The organism is Verrucomicrobiia bacterium (genome assembly GCA_036405135.1).
GTDB lineage: Bacteria > Verrucomicrobiota > Verrucomicrobiia > Limisphaerales > JAEYXS01 > JAEYXS01.
In genome coordinates this window covers 36,805-53,650 of sequence record DASWYF010000044.1, presented here as the reverse complement: position 1 = coordinate 53,650, position 16,846 = coordinate 36,805, and the positions used below count along the sequence as shown (strand labels likewise).

Sequence of the window (16,846 nt, the reverse complement as noted above, 5' to 3'; positions counted from 1 at the left end):
TTAGCCCCAGTTCCAATCTTTTCCACCAAGAGAAAATGACGAATGACGAAGGAATGACTCAATGACAAATGCCCAATGTCATAATACCCATTTTCTTTTGGTCATTCGACATTAGTTCATTCCTTCGTCATTAGTGCTTGGTCATTCGTCATTTCAACGTAAGCCCCATCCCTTGATTCTCCTCCACAAACTCATCCACAAAATGCGGTTGATAGACCTGATAAACCCTCGCCCCAAATCGGAACATATCATTCGCGATCGGCCCGAAATCCCTCACGCCCTTCGCATGCCAATAACGCACCAGTTCCATCCCGTCATCCACCAAGTCCGTCGCCTCGGCAAAGAGATCTGACTTGGCCACGCCATCCGTCATCTTCTCCGTCAACGCCGCCATCGCGCGACACGCCACATGGCGCGACTTCAAACCGATCTCCGCATCCGCCACATCATTCCGTTCAGATGTAAGGACGCATTGGATGGCACGTTGCGCCGCATAGCGTGCCGCTGCCGCATCCACCGGTTGACGTTTCAACAGCACATTTCCACGGTTCATCAGTGCCGCAGCCATTATCTGCTGTCGTTTCGGCACCTCCGGAGAATGCTCCAGCGTCGCGACACATTTATCAAAAGACTCCAACGCCTGCCCTAATGCAGCCTCCGTTCCCATCGTCTCCAAGGTGAGTCCCCGGTTCAGGCACGCGATGCCTATCCGCTGGCGAAACAACGGGTTGGCATCGATCGGCACGCTGTCCATCACGCGCAAACCTTCATCGTAAGACTTCACCGCTTCGTTCAGATCATTCTCCCCGGCCCGCCGCGTCAAAGCATCGGCGCGATTCATCCATCCCGCTGCGAGACCATACCGGATCAAAGGCTCAGGATCCGTAGCGACCAATTCCTGCCGCATCTGGATAGCACGATCAAAGCAACTGACCGCCTCGGTCAGATAATAAGCGCCTCCTTCTGCCAGAAGCGTCATACCCCGATTCATCCAGGCCTTGGCCTGATGATTTCGAAAGTGCGGGATCTCGTCCTCGGGCAACCGGTTCAAAAGCCGCAACGTCTCATCAAAACACGCCAGCGCCGCCTTGCGTGTCACGCTGCTCCCCTGCTCTCGCAAGGCATTTCCTCGCACCAATAATGCAGACGCGCGAAAAACCATCACTGGTCCGAGATTCTCGGGCAGGGATTGCGATGCCTCCAACAAATCGCCCGTGATCGATACTGCCGCCGCAAAATCGTTCTCCGCCAGCAATCCCTCCGCCTGTTTTAAACGCTCCACCAGCTGGGCAAGTGTTTGCTTTAAAACTTCTACATCCAATTCAGAATCCATTTACTTAAAAATCTTCAGAACGAAAACGATACGACTCCAGGCAGAGATCGCTAAACGGCTTTCCGTTCGTTGTTGCATCAAGTTTTTATCTTACGAAGCAAATCTGACGCAATGAAGAAGCGATTCTTGATGCTCAATGGCGAAATCCCTCATTTCCTGAAAATGCGGTATTGCCCTACTGACACCAAAAAAGTCTTTCCACCTCGCCACCCCGCTCGGATAGTAGCGGTGCTTTCATTATATGAGCAAACGTACGGGCATCATCGGTCTTGGTTATGTAGGTCTCCCCTTGGGATTGACCTTCGCAGAAGCTGGCGTCGACATCCTTGGATTCGACATCGATCAGGCCAAGATCACCAAGCTGAACGCGGGCGAGAGCTTCATCATGCACATCCCCAGCAGCCGCGTGGATGCGATGGTGAAGGCCAAACGCTTCGAAAGCACCGCCGATTTCAAGCGCATCGCCGAATGCGAAGCCGTCATCATCTGCGTGCCTACGCCGCTCGGAAAGAATAACGAGCCGGACATCAGCTACATCATCAATACCGGCAAAGCCATGGCGCCTCACTTGCAAAAAGGCACCGTGGTGATCCTCGAATCCACCACTTATCCCGGCACCACGGACACCGATCTGCGCGAAGTGCTGGAAGCCGGTTCTGGCCTGAAAGCCGGTCACGATTTTCACCTCGCTTTCTCCCCTGAGCGCGAAGACCCAGGTAATCCTCAGAGTCAGGTCGTCAGCATCCCGAAGGTCATCGGCGGTTTCACGCCTGTCTGCTTGGAAAAGGCCAAGGCCATTTACGGTCGCGCTATCAAGACATTGGTCCCGGTCGCGTCTTGCCGCGTAGCCGAGGCGGTGAAGCTGACGGAGAACATTTTCCGCTCCGTGAACATCGCCATGGTGAACGAGCTCAAGGTCGTTTATGACGCCATGGGCATCGACATCTGGGATGTCATCAACGCTGCCAAGACCAAGCCGTTCGGCTTCATGCCCTTCTATCCGGGACCTGGCCTCGGCGGTCATTGCATCCCGATTGATCCTTTTTATCTGACTTGGAAGGCCCGTGAGTACGGCCAGCGCACCCGCTTCATCGAACTGGCTGGCGAGATCAATACCGCCATGCCGAACTACGTGGTGGAACGCGTGCGTCTCGCCCTGAACAGCGTCCGCAAATCGGTCGCTGGCTCACGCATCCTGATGCTGGGCATCGCTTACAAATCGAACGTGGATGATGATCGCGAGAGTCCTTCGTACGTCCTCTGGGAATTGCTCGAAGCCCAAGGCGCGCATGTGGAATATCACGATCCGCACGTGCCCGTCATCCGTCCTTCCCGTGAGCATGGCCATTTCGCCGGTAACAAGAGCGTCGAACTGACGCCTGAAAAAGTCGCCAGTTACGATCTCGTCCTGCTCTCCACTAATCATAAGGCCGTGGATTACGCCCTCGTGGCCGATCACGCCAAACTCCTCGTCGATACCCGTAATGCCTTCGCCGGTGTGGTGAAGCATCCGCAGCGTTACTTCAAAGCATGAAAGCACTCATCACCGGCGGCGCCGGTTTCATCGGCTCACACATCGCGCAGAACCTCTGCCAGCGCGGAGCCAAAGTCATCGTCCTCGACAACCTCTCCCTCGGCAAACGTCACAATCTCGATTGGGCGAACGGCACGAAAGCGGACTTGGAGTTTGTCGAAGGCGATGTCACTGATCAGGAGCTTGTCAAAAAGCTCATCGCGGGTTGCGACTGGGTTTTCCATGAAGGCGCCCTGCCCTCTGTCCCTCGCTCCGTGCAGCAACCGATTGAGAGCAATTTCTTCAATGTGGACGGCACTTTGCGCATGCTTCTCGCTGCGCGTGATGCGGGCGTGAAACGCTTTCTCTTCGCCTCATCCTCCTCCATTTACGGCGATGTAGATGCACCTAAGAAATACGAAGGCCTGCCACCGAATCCACTTTCCCCTTACGCTCTGCAAAAGTATGCAGGCGAGAAGTATTGCCAGCTTTTCCATCGCCTCTATGGCCTGCCGACGGTGGCTCTGCGCTACTTCAACGTGTATGGCCCGCGTCAGGCATTCGACTCTCCTTACTCCGGCGTCATCGCGAAGTTCTGCACGGCGATGCTGAAGGGTGAGACACCCGTCATCTACGGTGACGGCCTGCAATCCCGCGACTTCACCTACATCGACAACGTCGTCCGCGCCAACCTGCTCGCTGCCGAAGCCCCTGCTGAGAAGGTCGCTGGCGGCGTCTTTAATGCCGCCACCGGCCACAGCGTCACCCTCTTGGATCTCGTGCGTGATCTGAACGATCTGACCGGCCAGTCCATCCAACCGCGCTTTGAATCCGGTCGCGCTGGTGATGTGCGTTCTTCGCTAGCAGACAATTCAGCGGCTGAAAAGGCTTTCGGTTACAAGGCCACAGTGACATGGAAAGAAGGTCTCGCTAAGACTTTGGATTTCTATCGCTCTCAACCCTGAACAGGTGCGCGGCAAGAACCGCTCGAAGCCGTCACGTCGGCCCCTGCCATTCAGGCTGGTTGAGATCTGAGAGAATGAAAGACCGCCTGAGAAAAATCTTTCTCCTCCGCTTTCTGCTGGAAAGCTGGCGGGCGTTGCGCCGTCATTACGGCCTCAACTTCGGCTGGCTAAAAGGCGTAAGTGCTTGCACGCAATTTTACCGCGAGTTCCGGGCCTTCCAGATGATGCAGCCCAAAAACCCGCACTTCACCCTCAATCCGGACAATCTCTACCCCTGCCTGCTCGACCGCACTGACACCACTCCTCTGGAGCCGGTTTACTTCGTGCAGGATACTTGGTTTGCTCACCGTCTCTCGCAGGTTCGCCCTCTACAGCATGTGGACGTAGGCTCCAGCGCCAAGACAATGGCTCTCGTCGCCCAGTTCGTTCCCGTCACGATGGTCGATATCCGTCCAGTAGTGCTGAAAGCTGTCGATTTTTCATTCCGTGAAGGCTCTATCCTCTCTCTGCCCTTTGCAGATTCTTCCGTCGCCAGCCTTTCATCTCTCTGTGTAGTAGAGCACATCGGCTTGGGCCGATACGGAGATCCTTTCGACCCCTGGGGCAGTGAAAAAGCCTGGCAAGAGCTGCTTCGCGTACTGCAACCCGGCGGTCATCTTTACATCAGTGTGCCGATAGATTCGGCGAACCACGTGTATTACAACGCCCACCGTGCCTTCACGCGGCAGTATGTCTTACAACTCTCCGCCGGCTTGGAACTGCTCAACGAACAATACCTCTACGGCTACGATGTGCAGCCCCATTACGCCCCGGAACGCGGTTTCGGCACCGGTATGTTCCATTTCCGAAAACCGCCAGCAAACACTCCCGCCTGATCACTCGACCGGTATCTGCTCCCACTCTGGTGGCAACAGATCTCGCGCATCACAATTCGGCTGTTTGAGCCAGACAGACGCTGGAGGTGCCACCACAACCTTCTCCGGCCGGTCATTCAACCATGCCGCCCACCAGCTGAACGTGCTAGCCGCCAGTACATGGTGACGGCAATGGGACATCAACCGGAACTCCTCCACCGCATCGCCGCCCTTCTCCTCGGAGACCATGTGAACATCCGGTGACGTGACCAGATTCTCATACGCCCAGCCCGCATCATCCGAGAACACAAAGAACTGCGGCCGCTCCAGCTTGGCCCGAAAAACCTCCATCGCCCGGTGACAGTATTGGGCCGTTGTCGCCGTGTAACGCGGGTCTTTGACCATGTCCGTGCGCCTCACGTGAAGCGAAACCGACTCACATTCCGCAATTCTTCGGGCCATCGCTGAGTCTCCCGGCGGCACTCGCAGCTCGGCCAGCAACTGTGGCCTCACATCCTGAAAATAGCGTTCACTGTGCCAGAAACCGATGAGGGCCGAACCGTTCGGCGAACGCAAAACTTCCTTGTCGAAATGATAATGCCGTTCACGGACCACCTTCCCGTGCATCAAAGGCGGCATCGCCTCCACCGGATGAAACTCACCCAGCCGGTACGGCGAATGCAATCGCGCAGCCACAGAGTGCGCCAGCCGGGAAGGACGTAATCTGACTACCACCCGGGATGCCGCCTCGCTCGGGCAAGCCCGCCAGATGTCGCTAAGTGTGGCTTGTGTGGCTTGTATCGGAAACTGGTCCAAAACAAATTTGCGGGCGCTGTCGCGACGGTAGCACTCACAATCAAGTCTCAACTCAACCCCGTGATGAAGAGAAAGTTTGCGGCCCAGCGCATACTGAAAAAGCTGGTTGCCCAATCCACCCTCTAGCCGCGTGACGATCATGGTGCATTATCGGTTTTTTCTGCCGCCATGATGGGCTGTTTCATAAGTCTCAGGCGTGCCACGCGGGTCATATCCATCTCCTCTACGCGCAAGACGAATTCTCCAATGACGATTTCATCGCCTTTTTTCGGGAAACCGCCCTTTTGATGCGTCACCCAGCCGCTCGTGGTCGTCACATCTTCCGCGTTCAACTCTTCACCCACCAATTCGGAAAGCTCATGTAATGGCAAAGCACCGTCGATGTCCCACATCCCGCCACTCAATTGTACCAGCAGTGGCTTTTCCTGGTCGAACTCATCCTGAATCTGTCCCACGAGCTCTTCCAATATATTCTCCAGCGTCACCATGCCCGTCGTGCCGCCGTATTCATCCACCACGATGGCGAAGTGCAGCTTCCGGTCCATGAACAAGGCGAGAACCTTTTCCAGCCGCGCCGTTTCCGGCACATAGATGAGTTTGCGCGCCACCGGTTTCAGATCACGCCCCGTCTTCGCCCGTGAACGCAAAGCATACAAGTCCTTGAAATGGACCACACCCAGCGTCTTATCCACATCCCCCTCTTCACATAATGGAAACCGCGAGTAACGCGTCTTCTCCGCCACATCGAGGCAATCCACGATCGCAGCCTCAGTATCCAGCGCGGTGATTTCCTGCCGCGGCCGCATCACATCCCGCACGATGCGCCGTTTCAGGTCCATCGCGTTGAAGACGATCTTGCGCTGTAATTCACTGCCGCCCTCGTGCTCGTGCGATGACGTGAAAAGCATCCGCAGCTCTTCCTCAGAATGCACCAGCTCCGCCTCGCTCGCCGGATGAATGCCCACCTGCCGCAACATCCACAGCGATGTATTGTTCAACATCCAGATGAACGGGTAGGAAAGTTTGTAAAACAGCTCCAACGGTGCCGCGATCCACAAGGTCGTGGGCAATGGCTTTTGGATGGCCATCGACTTCGGAGCCAGCTCACCCATCACGATGTGCATGAATGTGATGACGGAGAAGCCGAACGCAAACGCGATGCCATGCTTTAATTTCTCCGCACCAACGCTGAATGAACCCATATGCACTTCGCCCGTGATCAGGCGGTCCAGCATAGGCGCCAGCAATGACGCAAATATCGGCTCCGCAAACCAGCCCAATCCCAAGCTCGCCAGGGTGATGCCCAACTGGGTGGCACTGAGCGATGCATCCAGATTCTTCACCACCCTCCGGGCCACGATGGCCCGTTTGTTCCCCTTCTCCTCCAGCGTGACGAGCTGCGTATCGCGGATCTTCACGATCGCGAATTCCGCCGCCACAAAGAAGCCGTTCAAAAAGACCAGGAAGACGACTAAGAAGCCGCCTCCGATCAACTTGAACATGTAATCGCTTTCCATATCAGAGATTCACCGCGCCAAACATAACGCGCATGATGTCCTGCACCGTCACGATACCGATTGGTTTCTGGTCGCGCCCCATCACCACCCCCATGCGCTGGCCGCTGCGTTGCAACCGTTGCAACGCTACTTCCAACCGCATCTCCGGCTCCAGCACCACGGGCACTTGCACATATTCGGCCACCTTCTTCCGCACATCGAACGTGCTCTCGTAGAGCACATGCTTCAGACTCAGCACACCAGCCAGCTTCCTCGTGCGCCCAACCGTCTCCATCACTGGCAGACGCGTCAGACGCTTCTCGCGGCATAACTCCAACACCTCGCTCATCACCACATCCTTCGCCGTGGTCACCGCCTGCTCCATGGGCATCATGATCTGGCGCACCGTGAGATTATGCAGTTCCAGCACGCGCTGGATCATGCTGCGCTCCTCGGGCGTGAGCCCTTGCGCGGACTCTTGCATCACCAACCGGAACTCATCACGCGTCGCGAACATCTGCCCGGTGAAGACACGCCCACCAGCGAGCTGACCCACCCAGTTCGCGAACTTCTCGATCACCCAGACCAGCGGTGACAACACCAGATGCACCAGACGGAATGGCCCCGCCAGATACAGGCACAGGCGGTTAGGGAAATGCCGGAACAGCATCTTCGGCAACAAATCGCAGAACATGTAGAACGCGAAGAACAGCACCGCCAGCAGCACGGCGATAAGCCAGGGATACTCGGCCAGATGCTTGTGCAACGCCGCCACCATCAGGCACACCACCACGATGTTCGCCAAGGTGTTACCCACCAGGATCGTCCACAAGAAGTTCTCCGGACGTTCCAGAAATTCATTCAGCAACCGCGCCCGACGGTTGCCCTGGCGCACCCATTGCCGCACACGCAAGCGGCTCAACGCCAGCACGCCAGCCTCCATTCCCGAAAGGAGAAATGAAACCGTGACACAGGCGATGAAGAGAAAAAGATACATCAGGTTCATACAAGGCCCTTTCGCTTCGCGACCTCCACCAACACCTCGCGGACGCGCCGTTCATCCACCGCTTTGGCCGTCAGTTTGATCCCCTTGTAGATGACCGATTCCCCCGCATTCGGCACCACACCGAGCTGGGACATCAGCAAGCCACCCATCGTCTCCACACCCGCGATCTCACCCAAATCTGGATACTCATCCCCGAACTCGCCGATCTTCAAAGTACCATTCACCCGCCAGCGGCCTTCTGCCAATTTCTCGAGCTTGAACTCGGCCACTTCACCTTCACTACGGATGTCACCGACCAGCTCTTCCAAAATGATCTCCAGCGTCACGATTCCCGCCAGTTCACCATACTCATCCAGCACCAGCGCCAGTCCGCGCTGCTGCCGCTGCAAGCTAACCAGCAGTTGCAAAAGATTCATGCTCTCCGGCACGAACGAGGGAAACTCCAGCGCCTCTTCCAAGTCTGAACTCGGGTTCAATAAAAGTTCACGGGTGTTCAGCACACCGATGATCGTATCGTTCTCCTCATCATACATCGGCAGGCGGCGATGCTTCAGCCGCCTCGCTTCCGCGCGCATCTCTTCGACGGTCATCGTATCCGTCACACCATCCATCTTCGCACGTGGCCGCATGACCTCCTTAACGGTGCGTTGATCCAGCCGGACGATCTCCAAGATGATATCCCGCTCGGACTTCATGAGCATCCCGTGGTGATACGCCATTTCCAACAATTCACGATAATCGGCATCCGTCACCGAGTTTGCCGGCTTGATGGACTTGGGAATCGTCACGCGCAAGATCGTGTCATTCACCCGCTGGGCGATCTCACGGAAAGGCCTGACGAACGCGTGCCACGCAAAGAGCGGTTTGGCCACCCGCAAAGCCCATGATTCCGGCCGCCGCACGGCCAAGGTCTTGGGCAAAACCTCACACCCCAAGAGCAACAACACCGCCGTAGTGATCACCGTCCACACTAAAAACCACCCACCCGCCAGCCCCATCCAGAGGCCGATGGCCATGACCGCCGCACTGGAAAGGGTATTCCCCAGAGCCAAAGCGCCAAGCAACTCCTGCGGCTGGTTGAGCAACCTGCTCACCAAATCCCCTTTAGCCGGGTTCTTCTCCGTCACCTGGCGGATCTGCCACTTGCTTAGCGAGAACAAGGCTGTTTCGGCGACAGCAAAGAAGAAGCTCGCCCCGCCAAACAGGACGATGCCCAACACTGCCAGCCATGTGACTTCCGTCATTTCTTCGCCATTATGCCCCGCAACCCCCTCCCGGCAAAAGCTTTAAACCTAGGTCCACTCCGTATGAGAGATAAAAATCATCAACTTTTAGGATTGCAGGCAAAGAAGCTACCCATTAGAAAAGTGGCCGATGTTAGGTCGCCGGACACAAATCACGGTTTTCGCCTCGGCTGTTTTGGCTCTGTTTGCACCTGAAAAGGTTCAAGCAGCAGGCACTTACACTCCCTGCATGGTGAAACCCGTCTTCGTCGCGCCTTATATTTCTCCGGCAGTGATCACGCCTGCAGAGATTGACCGTCCTTTGTTTGTGTTCCCTCTCAAAGATCGCTGGATCGTTGATCTTCCGGACGTCGAAGCTCCTACTTTTGTACAAGCCGTCTTTTCCCCAGCCCTCTACGATGGCTGCGAATATCAGACAGCGAATTCCAAAAAGTTTCAGGCCCTTTACCGCCCTGGCATGTTGAGTGGATCTTCTCGTCCTGCAGGGGACTCCGCTGCCTCCCGTATCTTTATGGATACAGGAGCCTGCTGTGGTAATACCACTGCCGTTGGCGGAGGCAAGTAATCTCCGTTATCTCAGGGATCGCCTTTGGGCTTACCATCCCACACCTCAAAAAACAGCCCCGGTTCCTGGCGTTCTGATTTGGTCCCTCTGCTTGTCCTGCTCGGTCTTTATCTCCTGTTGCAAATCGTCTGCTTCCGGCTGATCGGGCGCTTCATCGTTGATGCCGGCAAAGAATTGACCGTCCCTTGGCTCATGCTCGATGGTCAAATGCTCTACCGTGATATCTTCTGGCTCTATGGCCCTTGGGCTCCCTCTGTCAATGCTCTCGCCTATGCCCTCTTCGGTGTCCACACCGATGTCCTTTTATGGGTGGCCAAACTGCTCGGGGCTGGCGTTGTCCTCGGGGTCTATCGATGCTTGCGGCTGCTGGCTCCGGCGCGCATCGCATTCCTTGGTGCCCTCTCCATTATCGCCTTTTCCTCCACCTCCAACTACTTCGCCTGGCCGTATTCATTTTCCAACCTGTGGGCCACCTGCCTCGCTCTCTTCGCCACTGATGCCATGGTACGTTGGTGGCAGTCAGGCACGGTGAAGCATCTGCTCATTTCCGCTTTGCTGACGATCATAGTTGTCTGGTGCAAGTTCATTATCGGCCTTCCCATCCTTGCTGCACTCTGGTGCTTCTTAATCGTTGCACGCCGCCAACCTGCAAAAGCAGAAGCTGCGGTTACAACGCCGCTTATTTCAGTTGCCATCTATACCGCTCTGGTCCTGGTGATGTTCGCCATATCAGTCTGGTATTTCAGCCGTTTCACTACCACCGAAAGCTATCGACTCCAACTTGGCGCTGTATTTCACGCCCGTCATCTGACCGCTGCAGGACTCTATGACCGGTTGAATGAGACCATATTCCTCCAAAACGGTTTCAGCGCAGAGAACGTCTCGGCCGCCCTGGCCGTGCTCATCTGCCCGTTCTCGGCCATTTTCTCCGTCTTCACCTGGTGGCGTTTCTGGATCATCAAGAAGGAAGCGCAGCCCTCATTGCTGCTCGCGCTCCCCTTTCTGGTCTTCGCAACGGGTAACCTGCTCCAGATGAATTCATCCGTGCATGCGCCCTATGTTTTTCCCGCCCTGGCCGTTTCGTTTTTCCACTCGCTATACTTGTGGCAGATGGATACCTCATGGGGTAGAAAGCTGGCCACTGCCCTGCTCATCATCACTGTCACTTTCTGTGTGACCTTGGGTATGGGACGGGTGATCAAAGCTCTGGACAGCTCCACATCTGTCATGGTCTCCACCCCGCGCTTCCATTTCCGCTGGTCCAAATCCCATGGTCCAGCGATCCAATACCTGGCAGATAAAATCCGCACGGAATCCGCACCTTCAGACCGTATCATCGTTTTTTCCGGCCACGATTTCCTCTACTTGCTGAGCGATCGCAAACCCGTGCTCGGCTATTTCTACACATGGTATGAACCTTTTCACGATGCCGGGCACTCCCAAAACGTGGAAGCTGCCCTGAAATCACAAAAGGCGGCCATGATTGTCACCCACGTGGAGGATAATTTCTCCCTGGCATTTGCCGGCCATGGACGGGCACATCCGATCTATCAGACCCTGCGCACACATTACGAACCTATCGTTGATCCGGCCAGACAAGGTGGTTTCGTGCTATGGAAAAGAAAAACAGTTCCACCACGATAAGCGCGCGGATCAACCGCGCAAACTGTCGCCCGGTTTCAGCGAACCTTCGATAAACATGCGGCACCACAGCTCAAGCCACAACGCCGACCAAAGACGGTGCGTATGGTCCATCGCGCCGGAAGCATGTTCCTCGATATAAGCCACCAATGCCTCGCGGCGGAACCACCTATTCTTCACCAGCCAGCCATCCGGCAGCATCTGTTTCAGCAACGGCAGATAATCTGTACGGAGCCAATGCACAAGCGGCAGGGCAAACCCCTTCTTCTGACGGTAAAGGATCTCTTTTGGCAGATACCTCTCGGCCACTTTTTTAAGCAGATACTTTTGTTGCCCGCCTTTCACCTTCACCAACGGATCAATGCGGTTGGAGAACTCCGCCAGTTGCGTATCCAGGAACGGACAACGCAATTCCAAAGCGTTCTTCATCGAGGCCACATCCGTCTTCACCAAATAATCATTCGGCAGGCGCGAAACCAGAGTCGCCAGGAAATACTGGTCGATCAGGTGCAGATCTTTCATGTCATCCTGATACGCTTCAAAGATGTGATGCTGCCGATGACCGCCCACACGCGTCATGAATTCAGGATGGTAGAGCGCGGCGCGCTCAGAAGGATTGAACGCCATCGAGTAACTGTGGCGGATCTGAGGATCGTCATTGGCGCGGACCGCCAAGGTCTTGAACTGATGCAGCAACCGGTTTCTCTTCACCGCTTTTGAATCGCTGAAAAGCCAGTTCTCCACGCTGGACCGCAATCCTTCCGGCATCATCAGATTGTAATACGCCGCGTAGTACGCCACTTTGGAGATGTCATACCCGCCAAATATCTCATCCCCGCCATCTCCTGTCAGAGCCACGGTGACATGCTGCTTGGCGGCCTTGGACACATAGTATGTCGGCAAGGCCGAGGAATCTGCGAAAGGTTCACCGTACTCCCAGACCAGTGAAGTGAGATCTTCCAAAATATCCGGTTTGAGCACGATCTCCTCATGACTGGTGCCATACCTCTGCACTACCTGCCGTGAGTACTCGAACTCCGAAAAATCCGCTTCACCAAAGCCGATGGAGAATGTCCGGCACTTGCTGCCCAGCTCCTGCGCCATCAGCGCCACCACCAAGCTCGAATCCACACCGCCACTTAAAAACGCCCCCAAAGGCACATCGCTCACCAGGCGCCGCCGTACTGCCGCTTTGAGCAAGCCATCCACAGCCTCGATCAGTTCCTGCTCTCCCAACGCCAGTTTGGGCAAAAAACGCGGCTTCCAATAACATTCACCTCGCGTGCCTTCAGCCGTGAACTCCATCCAATGCCCCGGCAAAACTTTCGCGATACCCTGATATATCGCATGCTGCTGCGGTACTCCCAAATGATGAAGATAACAATCCACTGCCAGCGGGTCCACGCTCAACTGACGGCCAGCCGCTTCCCAAATGGCCTTCACATCCGATGCGAACTGAACAACCGGCCCTTGATGCCGGTAAAAAAGCGGTTTCTTGCCAAACCGGTCGCGTGCCAGAACCAGCTTCTTGGTTTTGACATCCCAAAGGCCGATCGCGAACATGCCGTCTATCTTCCCAAAGACCGCAGTCCCCCATTCTTCGTAACCATGGACGATCACTTCCGTGTCGCTCTTGGAACGAAACTTATGCCCCTTTTGCAGCAGTTCCTGCTTCAGCTCCTGAAAATTATAAATCTCTCCATTGAAAACGACCCATACAGTCTCGTCTTCATTCGGCATTGGCTGGTTGCCGCACGCCGAAAGGTCAATGATCCGCAAACGGCGATGCCCCAACCCGGCATGAGGCAAAACCTGCAAGCCTCCATGCTCAGGTCCGCGATTGACCATTACATCTCGCATCCGTTCCACCATTTCTGGCTGCCCGGAAGGGTCACTAAAATTGATTATTCCGCAGATTGCGCACATCAAAAATTCGTAGTCAAAAATACACTTTATATTTACCTAGGTCAAAATAACTTCACATTTTAACGACTTATCTCCTCCCATCCACCCCCCCCTCTTTCATGTTTTCAAATACACCCAGATAAGCATCCGCTGTCTGCCGCCAACTAAAGCCTGCCCCAATTTTTCCAATGAATTCTGCATCTTGCGGCGACGATAAAATCTGCCGGAGCGCATTTGCCATCGCCTCGGCGTCACGGGGTGGAACCAGCCGCCCCAGTTCTGGCCGGTTCAACACTTCCGGTATGCCACCTACCTGTGTCGCCACCACAGGAAGACCGCTTGCAAATGCTTCCAGCATCACATTGGGCAGTCCTTCATTATCACTCGGCAGACAGAGCACATCCGCCGCTTGCAGATACAAGGCCACCTGCCGGGGCGGCTGGCTGCCGGCCCAGATCACCCGATCACCCAAGCCCAGTTCGACCGCTTTGGATTTCAACGAAGATTCCAATGTCCCCTGCCCCACCATCAGCAGAGAAGGGCCTTCGGATGGTGCAGAAATGGAATGCAACCGCTGCAAACCCGCTAAAGCCAAGCCAGGATTCTTAACCGGCAGCAGATTGCCCACGTAGAGGATAAGTTTGCCGGACTCAGGCAGTCCCAATATGCGTCTGGCCTCACTACGATCACCCGGTTTGAAGATGTCTCCTTCAACGCCGTTATAGATCACCTGCAGCTTTTCTTTTATCGCTCCTGCCTCAAGCAGTAATCGCGCCAGTTCCTGGCTTCGCGCAATAGTGCGAACCGAGCGGTTCACCGCCTTCACGATCCGCGTCCGCCGGCTGGGCATGCTGATATATTGATGAACATCGCTGCCTTGGGCCACAGCAGCGTAGGAGAAGCCCATCTCACCGGCCAGATGTGATACCGCGCATGCATCCGGGTAAAGCCACGAACACAAAACCGCATCAAACTTATAAGTCTGGCGGACTTCTGAAATACATGATCTCAACCGCCCCGCATAAAGCCTGTCATTGAACTTGCTGCCCACTTTGGGCACATAGGGCACCCACGGATAAAGGGGCGCAAACTGCACATCTTCGGCCAACGCCGTTCGTCCCGAATCTTTTTTCCACCATCCGCTCAAAGACGGTCTCGGCGAGATCACCCGCACCTCCGCCTCCTTCGCCATATGCCGCAGCAACCGTGCGTTCACCACGCCCCGGTTAGGCTCCTGACGATCAGGAAACAGATTGGATATGAACAGTATCTTCACGCTGAAGCAGCCTTGGAAAATTTCGGCGTCACCAGACGATAACGATAGTCCCGATACTGCCCCGGATCACCGGAATGCCCATTCTCTGCCGCGTGGATGATGTTCACCATCTCCCGCGCAGAGACATAATGCACGCGGAAGCGTTTGCCATCATTCCATTGCGACAGAAGGTCCTCATGGAAACGTCGCATCGGCTCGCCGAGCAACATGCTGGAATTGCGTGGCACCGCTCCATGCGAATGGAGTTTGATGAACAACCATTCAGGGCGCCCTTCCACACTGATGCCCATGCGTGTCCATACACGCATACGATCCATCCGTGCGGCATTGGCTCCCGTCAGGTCTGAATTCTCCAGTCGCGGAAGGATGCCGAACTTACGCCGTTCCCAGTTCAACCCCAAAGGTCCTTGCACCAGCAACAGACGTCCCTGACCTCCGCCAGCACTTCCGGCTTTCACCCGCACACCATGATCATGAGATTTCGGTGCTGGCGTGTCCTCGGCGTAATAAATCTGGTTGATGATGCGCGTCTGCGTCGCATCAGGCGCAGAAGGCATGGTAAAATCCGCGTAACAGCCCGTATCCTGCAAAATAGAAAGCTCGTTGCTGACGCCGCAATTCCTGCCTTGAGGATGGGAATTGTCCAAGGCCCAGTTTCCATGCACGAAGGCGTAAACAAGTTTTCCCGTCGCATCACGAGAAAGGAATCCAAACTTCACGAAATCATCCTTGCCCCGCGCCAAGGCTTCTCTCAAACCCGCCTCCGTGTCATCCTTGTGGTGCAGATGCAGCTCCACTTCACCACCGCTGGCCTGCACCAGTTCCTGCAACGAGCAAAGCACATCGCGGTCATATTGCTCGATGGGGTAAAAAAAACTGTGCCGGGGATGCTGGCCATCCGCATCACGGAACTGGGAGATGAGCTTGGGATACGCTTCATTCCACAGGCGCATCCGCTCCATCGCCCCTTTCTTGTCCGTGGCATGAAACGGCTCGAAATGATCACATACAGCGATCATCACATCCACCATCTTTCCCTCAGGAGGTTTCCACGGGCGCTGCCGCAAATAAGCTGGCAGCCATAGATTCATGGCACGCATGGACGTTTATTTCGGCTTCACCATTTCCCAGGCCCCGGACTTGGGAGAACGCAGATAATGCAGGAGTCCGAGCACTATCGTCCAATTGAGAAAAACAAATCCCGCCGGGAGTGAGACGGCCTTGGTCGCCACTTTTGGCACACTCAGCCCGATGACGGCCAGCGTGTAGAGGGATAGTTGCACCCAAAAACAAAACGCATAGAAGACATGATCACTCAGCATGAAGCTGCTCACCAATATCAGCAGCAACAATAGCGGGCCGGCCAGACGCAGATACTTGTGCGCGATGAGCTGGAACCATGTCCGGTTTTTCCATGGTAAAAGCCAGTCCGGATGGCGGAACAACATCTGGAAATTTCCCGCCAAAGTGCGCCGTTTGCGGATGCGCTCACGTTCCGGCGAAAGATCCTGAGGATCATAAGCCACGGCTTCTGGCAGATAACGAACGCGATATCCTTGCATCACGACCTGCATAGGTATGACCACATCATCCAGCAGCGTGTCCGGCGGAATGGGCTGATACAAATCACGGCGCATCGCATACACTGCACCCGTGCAGCCGATGCAGGAATCAAGGACCGATTCCGCGGCACGCAAACGCGTCTCGATGCTCCAATAGCTGCTTACCCCCTGCCCCACCGCCGAGGCTTCACCCGCCACCACCAGACGTCCGCTGACAGCCCCCGTCTCTTTTTCACCGAAAGCCTGAATCAACCGCGAAACCGTATCTTCGGCAAAACGCTGTCGCGCATCAGCAAACACCAGCAGTTCCCCAGTAGCCGTCTGAACTGCTTCATTCAACCCATTGGCCTTGCCTTTGCGTTCCGGCAGTTCGACCAGTTTGATGCGCGTATCCGTCAGCATCAGTTCCCGTAAGCGGGCCACGGTTGAATCTTTGGAGCCATCCGTCACCACCACCGCTTCCATCGCTTCCGCGGGATAAACTGCGTTCAGCAAATTGGCGACCCGTTGCACGATCCGCTCCTGCTCATCCGCCACCACTAAAACGAAAGATATCTTCGGCTTGGTATCCGGGGTGCCAACCGGCGGTGCCGGGCGCCTCGATGCCCAAAAAATCATGAGCGCCGGATACCCTGCAAAGGCAAATCCGAGCAGGAAAACCGACGTCCAG

General features: G+C 55.6%; 14 protein-coding genes. 5 read left to right on the top strand and 9 right to left on the bottom strand.

What is annotated here, in order from left to right; all coding sequences use genetic code 11:
* Positions 1–148 precede the first annotated feature (148 nt).
* Complete coding sequence (locus tag VGH19_20685; protein ID HEY1173794.1) at positions 149–1,333, bottom strand: hypothetical protein; 1,185 nt, start codon at positions 1,331–1,333, stop codon at positions 149–151.
* A gap of 241 nt (positions 1,334–1,574) precedes the next feature.
* Here VGH19_20685 and VGH19_20680 point away from each other — a divergent pair, with 241 nt between their 5' ends.
* The 3 genes from VGH19_20680 to VGH19_20670 all read left to right on the top strand — a co-directional run bounded on the left by VGH19_20680 (position 1,575) and on the right by VGH19_20670 (position 4,686).
* The gene (locus VGH19_20680; GenBank protein ID HEY1173793.1) at positions 1,575–2,867 is read left to right on the top strand and encodes a nucleotide sugar dehydrogenase; all 1,293 of its coding nucleotides are present in this window, start codon (positions 1,575–1,577) and stop codon (positions 2,865–2,867) included.
* A complete protein-coding gene (locus VGH19_20675) occupies positions 2,864–3,811 on the top strand; it encodes an SDR family oxidoreductase (GenBank protein HEY1173792.1) in 948 nt (315 codons plus the stop codon). Before VGH19_20680 ends, VGH19_20675 begins: the two co-directional genes overlap by 4 nt.
* 74 nt (positions 3,812–3,885) lie before the next feature.
* Positions 3,886–4,686: a DUF268 domain-containing protein gene (locus tag VGH19_20670; GenBank protein ID HEY1173791.1), complete on the top strand. Its 801-nt coding sequence runs from the start codon at positions 3,886–3,888 to the stop codon at positions 4,684–4,686.
* Here the strand turns inward: VGH19_20670 and VGH19_20665 are convergent, their stop codons facing one another.
* Genes VGH19_20665 through VGH19_20650 form a run of 4 tightly spaced genes read right to left on the bottom strand, consistent with a single transcriptional unit; the run spans position 4,687 to position 9,227 of the window.
* Complete coding sequence (locus tag VGH19_20665) at positions 4,687–5,622, bottom strand: alpha-1,2-fucosyltransferase (GenBank protein HEY1173790.1); 936 nt, start codon at positions 5,620–5,622, stop codon at positions 4,687–4,689. It abuts the gene before it with no gap.
* Positions 5,619–6,998: a hemolysin family protein gene (locus tag VGH19_20660; protein ID HEY1173789.1), complete on the bottom strand. Its 1,380-nt coding sequence runs from the start codon at positions 6,996–6,998 to the stop codon at positions 5,619–5,621. Before VGH19_20660 ends, VGH19_20665 begins: the two co-directional genes overlap by 4 nt.
* 1 nt (position 6,999) lies before the next feature.
* Entirely contained in the window at positions 7,000–7,983 is a 984-nt protein-coding gene (locus tag VGH19_20655; protein ID HEY1173788.1) for a CNNM domain-containing protein, read from the bottom strand.
* Positions 7,980–9,227 carry a hemolysin family protein gene (locus tag VGH19_20650; GenBank protein HEY1173787.1) on the bottom strand — a complete coding sequence of 416 codons (1,248 nt, stop codon included), beginning with the start codon at positions 9,225–9,227 and terminating at the stop codon, positions 7,980–7,982. The genes VGH19_20655 and VGH19_20650 overlap by 4 nt, the downstream gene beginning before the upstream one ends.
* A gap of 229 nt (positions 9,228–9,456) precedes the next feature.
* On the opposite strand from VGH19_20650, the gene VGH19_20645 reads away from it, so the two are divergent.
* On the top strand, positions 9,457–9,792 hold the full coding sequence (locus VGH19_20645) for a hypothetical protein (protein ID HEY1173786.1): 336 nt from the start codon (positions 9,457–9,459) through the stop codon (positions 9,790–9,792).
* Between the two features lie 78 nt (positions 9,793–9,870).
* On the top strand, positions 9,871–11,436 hold the full coding sequence (locus tag VGH19_20640) for a hypothetical protein (GenBank protein HEY1173785.1): 1,566 nt from the start codon (positions 9,871–9,873) through the stop codon (positions 11,434–11,436).
* A 9-nt stretch (positions 11,437–11,445) separates the two neighbouring features.
* Here the strand turns inward: VGH19_20640 and asnB are convergent, their stop codons facing one another.
* The 4 genes from asnB to VGH19_20620 all read right to left on the bottom strand — a co-directional run bounded on the left by asnB (position 11,446) and on the right by VGH19_20620 (position 16,794).
* Positions 11,446–13,359, bottom strand: a complete 1,914-nt coding sequence (gene asnB, locus VGH19_20635) for an asparagine synthase (glutamine-hydrolyzing) (GenBank protein HEY1173784.1) — start codon at positions 13,357–13,359, stop codon at positions 11,446–11,448.
* Between the two features lie 67 nt (positions 13,360–13,426).
* The gene (locus VGH19_20630) at positions 13,427–14,614 is read right to left on the bottom strand and encodes a glycosyltransferase (GenBank protein ID HEY1173783.1); all 1,188 of its coding nucleotides are present in this window, start codon (positions 14,612–14,614) and stop codon (positions 13,427–13,429) included.
* The gene (locus tag VGH19_20625; GenBank protein ID HEY1173782.1) at positions 14,611–15,714 is read right to left on the bottom strand and encodes a hypothetical protein; all 1,104 of its coding nucleotides are present in this window, start codon (positions 15,712–15,714) and stop codon (positions 14,611–14,613) included. Before VGH19_20625 ends, VGH19_20630 begins: the two co-directional genes overlap by 4 nt.
* A 6-nt stretch (positions 15,715–15,720) precedes the next feature.
* On the bottom strand, positions 15,721–16,794 hold the full coding sequence (locus VGH19_20620; protein HEY1173781.1) for a glycosyltransferase family 2 protein: 1,074 nt from the start codon (positions 16,792–16,794) through the stop codon (positions 15,721–15,723).
* Between the last annotated feature and the right edge of the window lie 52 nt (positions 16,795–16,846).

Bases quoted from the DNA above. Each gene is read 5' to 3' on its own strand.
- VGH19_20685 (HEY1173794.1), bottom strand. From the start codon at position 1,333: ATGGATTCTGAATTGGATGTAGAAGTTTTAAAGCAAACACTTGCCCAG.
- VGH19_20680 (HEY1173793.1), top strand. From the start codon at position 1,575: ATGAGCAAACGTACGGGCATCATCGGTCTTGGTTATGTAGGTCTCCCC.
- VGH19_20675 (HEY1173792.1), top strand. From the start codon at position 2,864: ATGAAAGCACTCATCACCGGCGGCGCCGGTTTCATCGGCTCACACATC.
- VGH19_20670 (HEY1173791.1), top strand. From the start codon at position 3,886: ATGAAAGACCGCCTGAGAAAAATCTTTCTCCTCCGCTTTCTGCTGGAA.
- VGH19_20665 (HEY1173790.1), bottom strand. From the start codon at position 5,622: ATGATCGTCACGCGGCTAGAGGGTGGATTGGGCAACCAGCTTTTTCAG.
- VGH19_20660 (HEY1173789.1), bottom strand. From the start codon at position 6,998: ATGGAAAGCGATTACATGTTCAAGTTGATCGGAGGCGGCTTCTTAGTC.
- VGH19_20655 (HEY1173788.1), bottom strand. From the start codon at position 7,983: ATGAACCTGATGTATCTTTTTCTCTTCATCGCCTGTGTCACGGTTTCA.
- VGH19_20650 (HEY1173787.1), bottom strand. From the start codon at position 9,227: ATGACGGAAGTCACATGGCTGGCAGTGTTGGGCATCGTCCTGTTTGGC.
- VGH19_20645 (HEY1173786.1), top strand. From the start codon at position 9,457: ATGGTGAAACCCGTCTTCGTCGCGCCTTATATTTCTCCGGCAGTGATC.
- asnB (HEY1173784.1), bottom strand. From the start codon at position 13,359: ATGTGCGCAATCTGCGGAATAATCAATTTTAGTGACCCTTCCGGGCAG.
- VGH19_20625 (HEY1173782.1), bottom strand. From the start codon at position 15,714: ATGCGTGCCATGAATCTATGGCTGCCAGCTTATTTGCGGCAGCGCCCG.
- VGH19_20620 (HEY1173781.1), bottom strand. From the start codon at position 16,794: ATGATTTTTTGGGCATCGAGGCGCCCGGCACCGCCGGTTGGCACCCCG.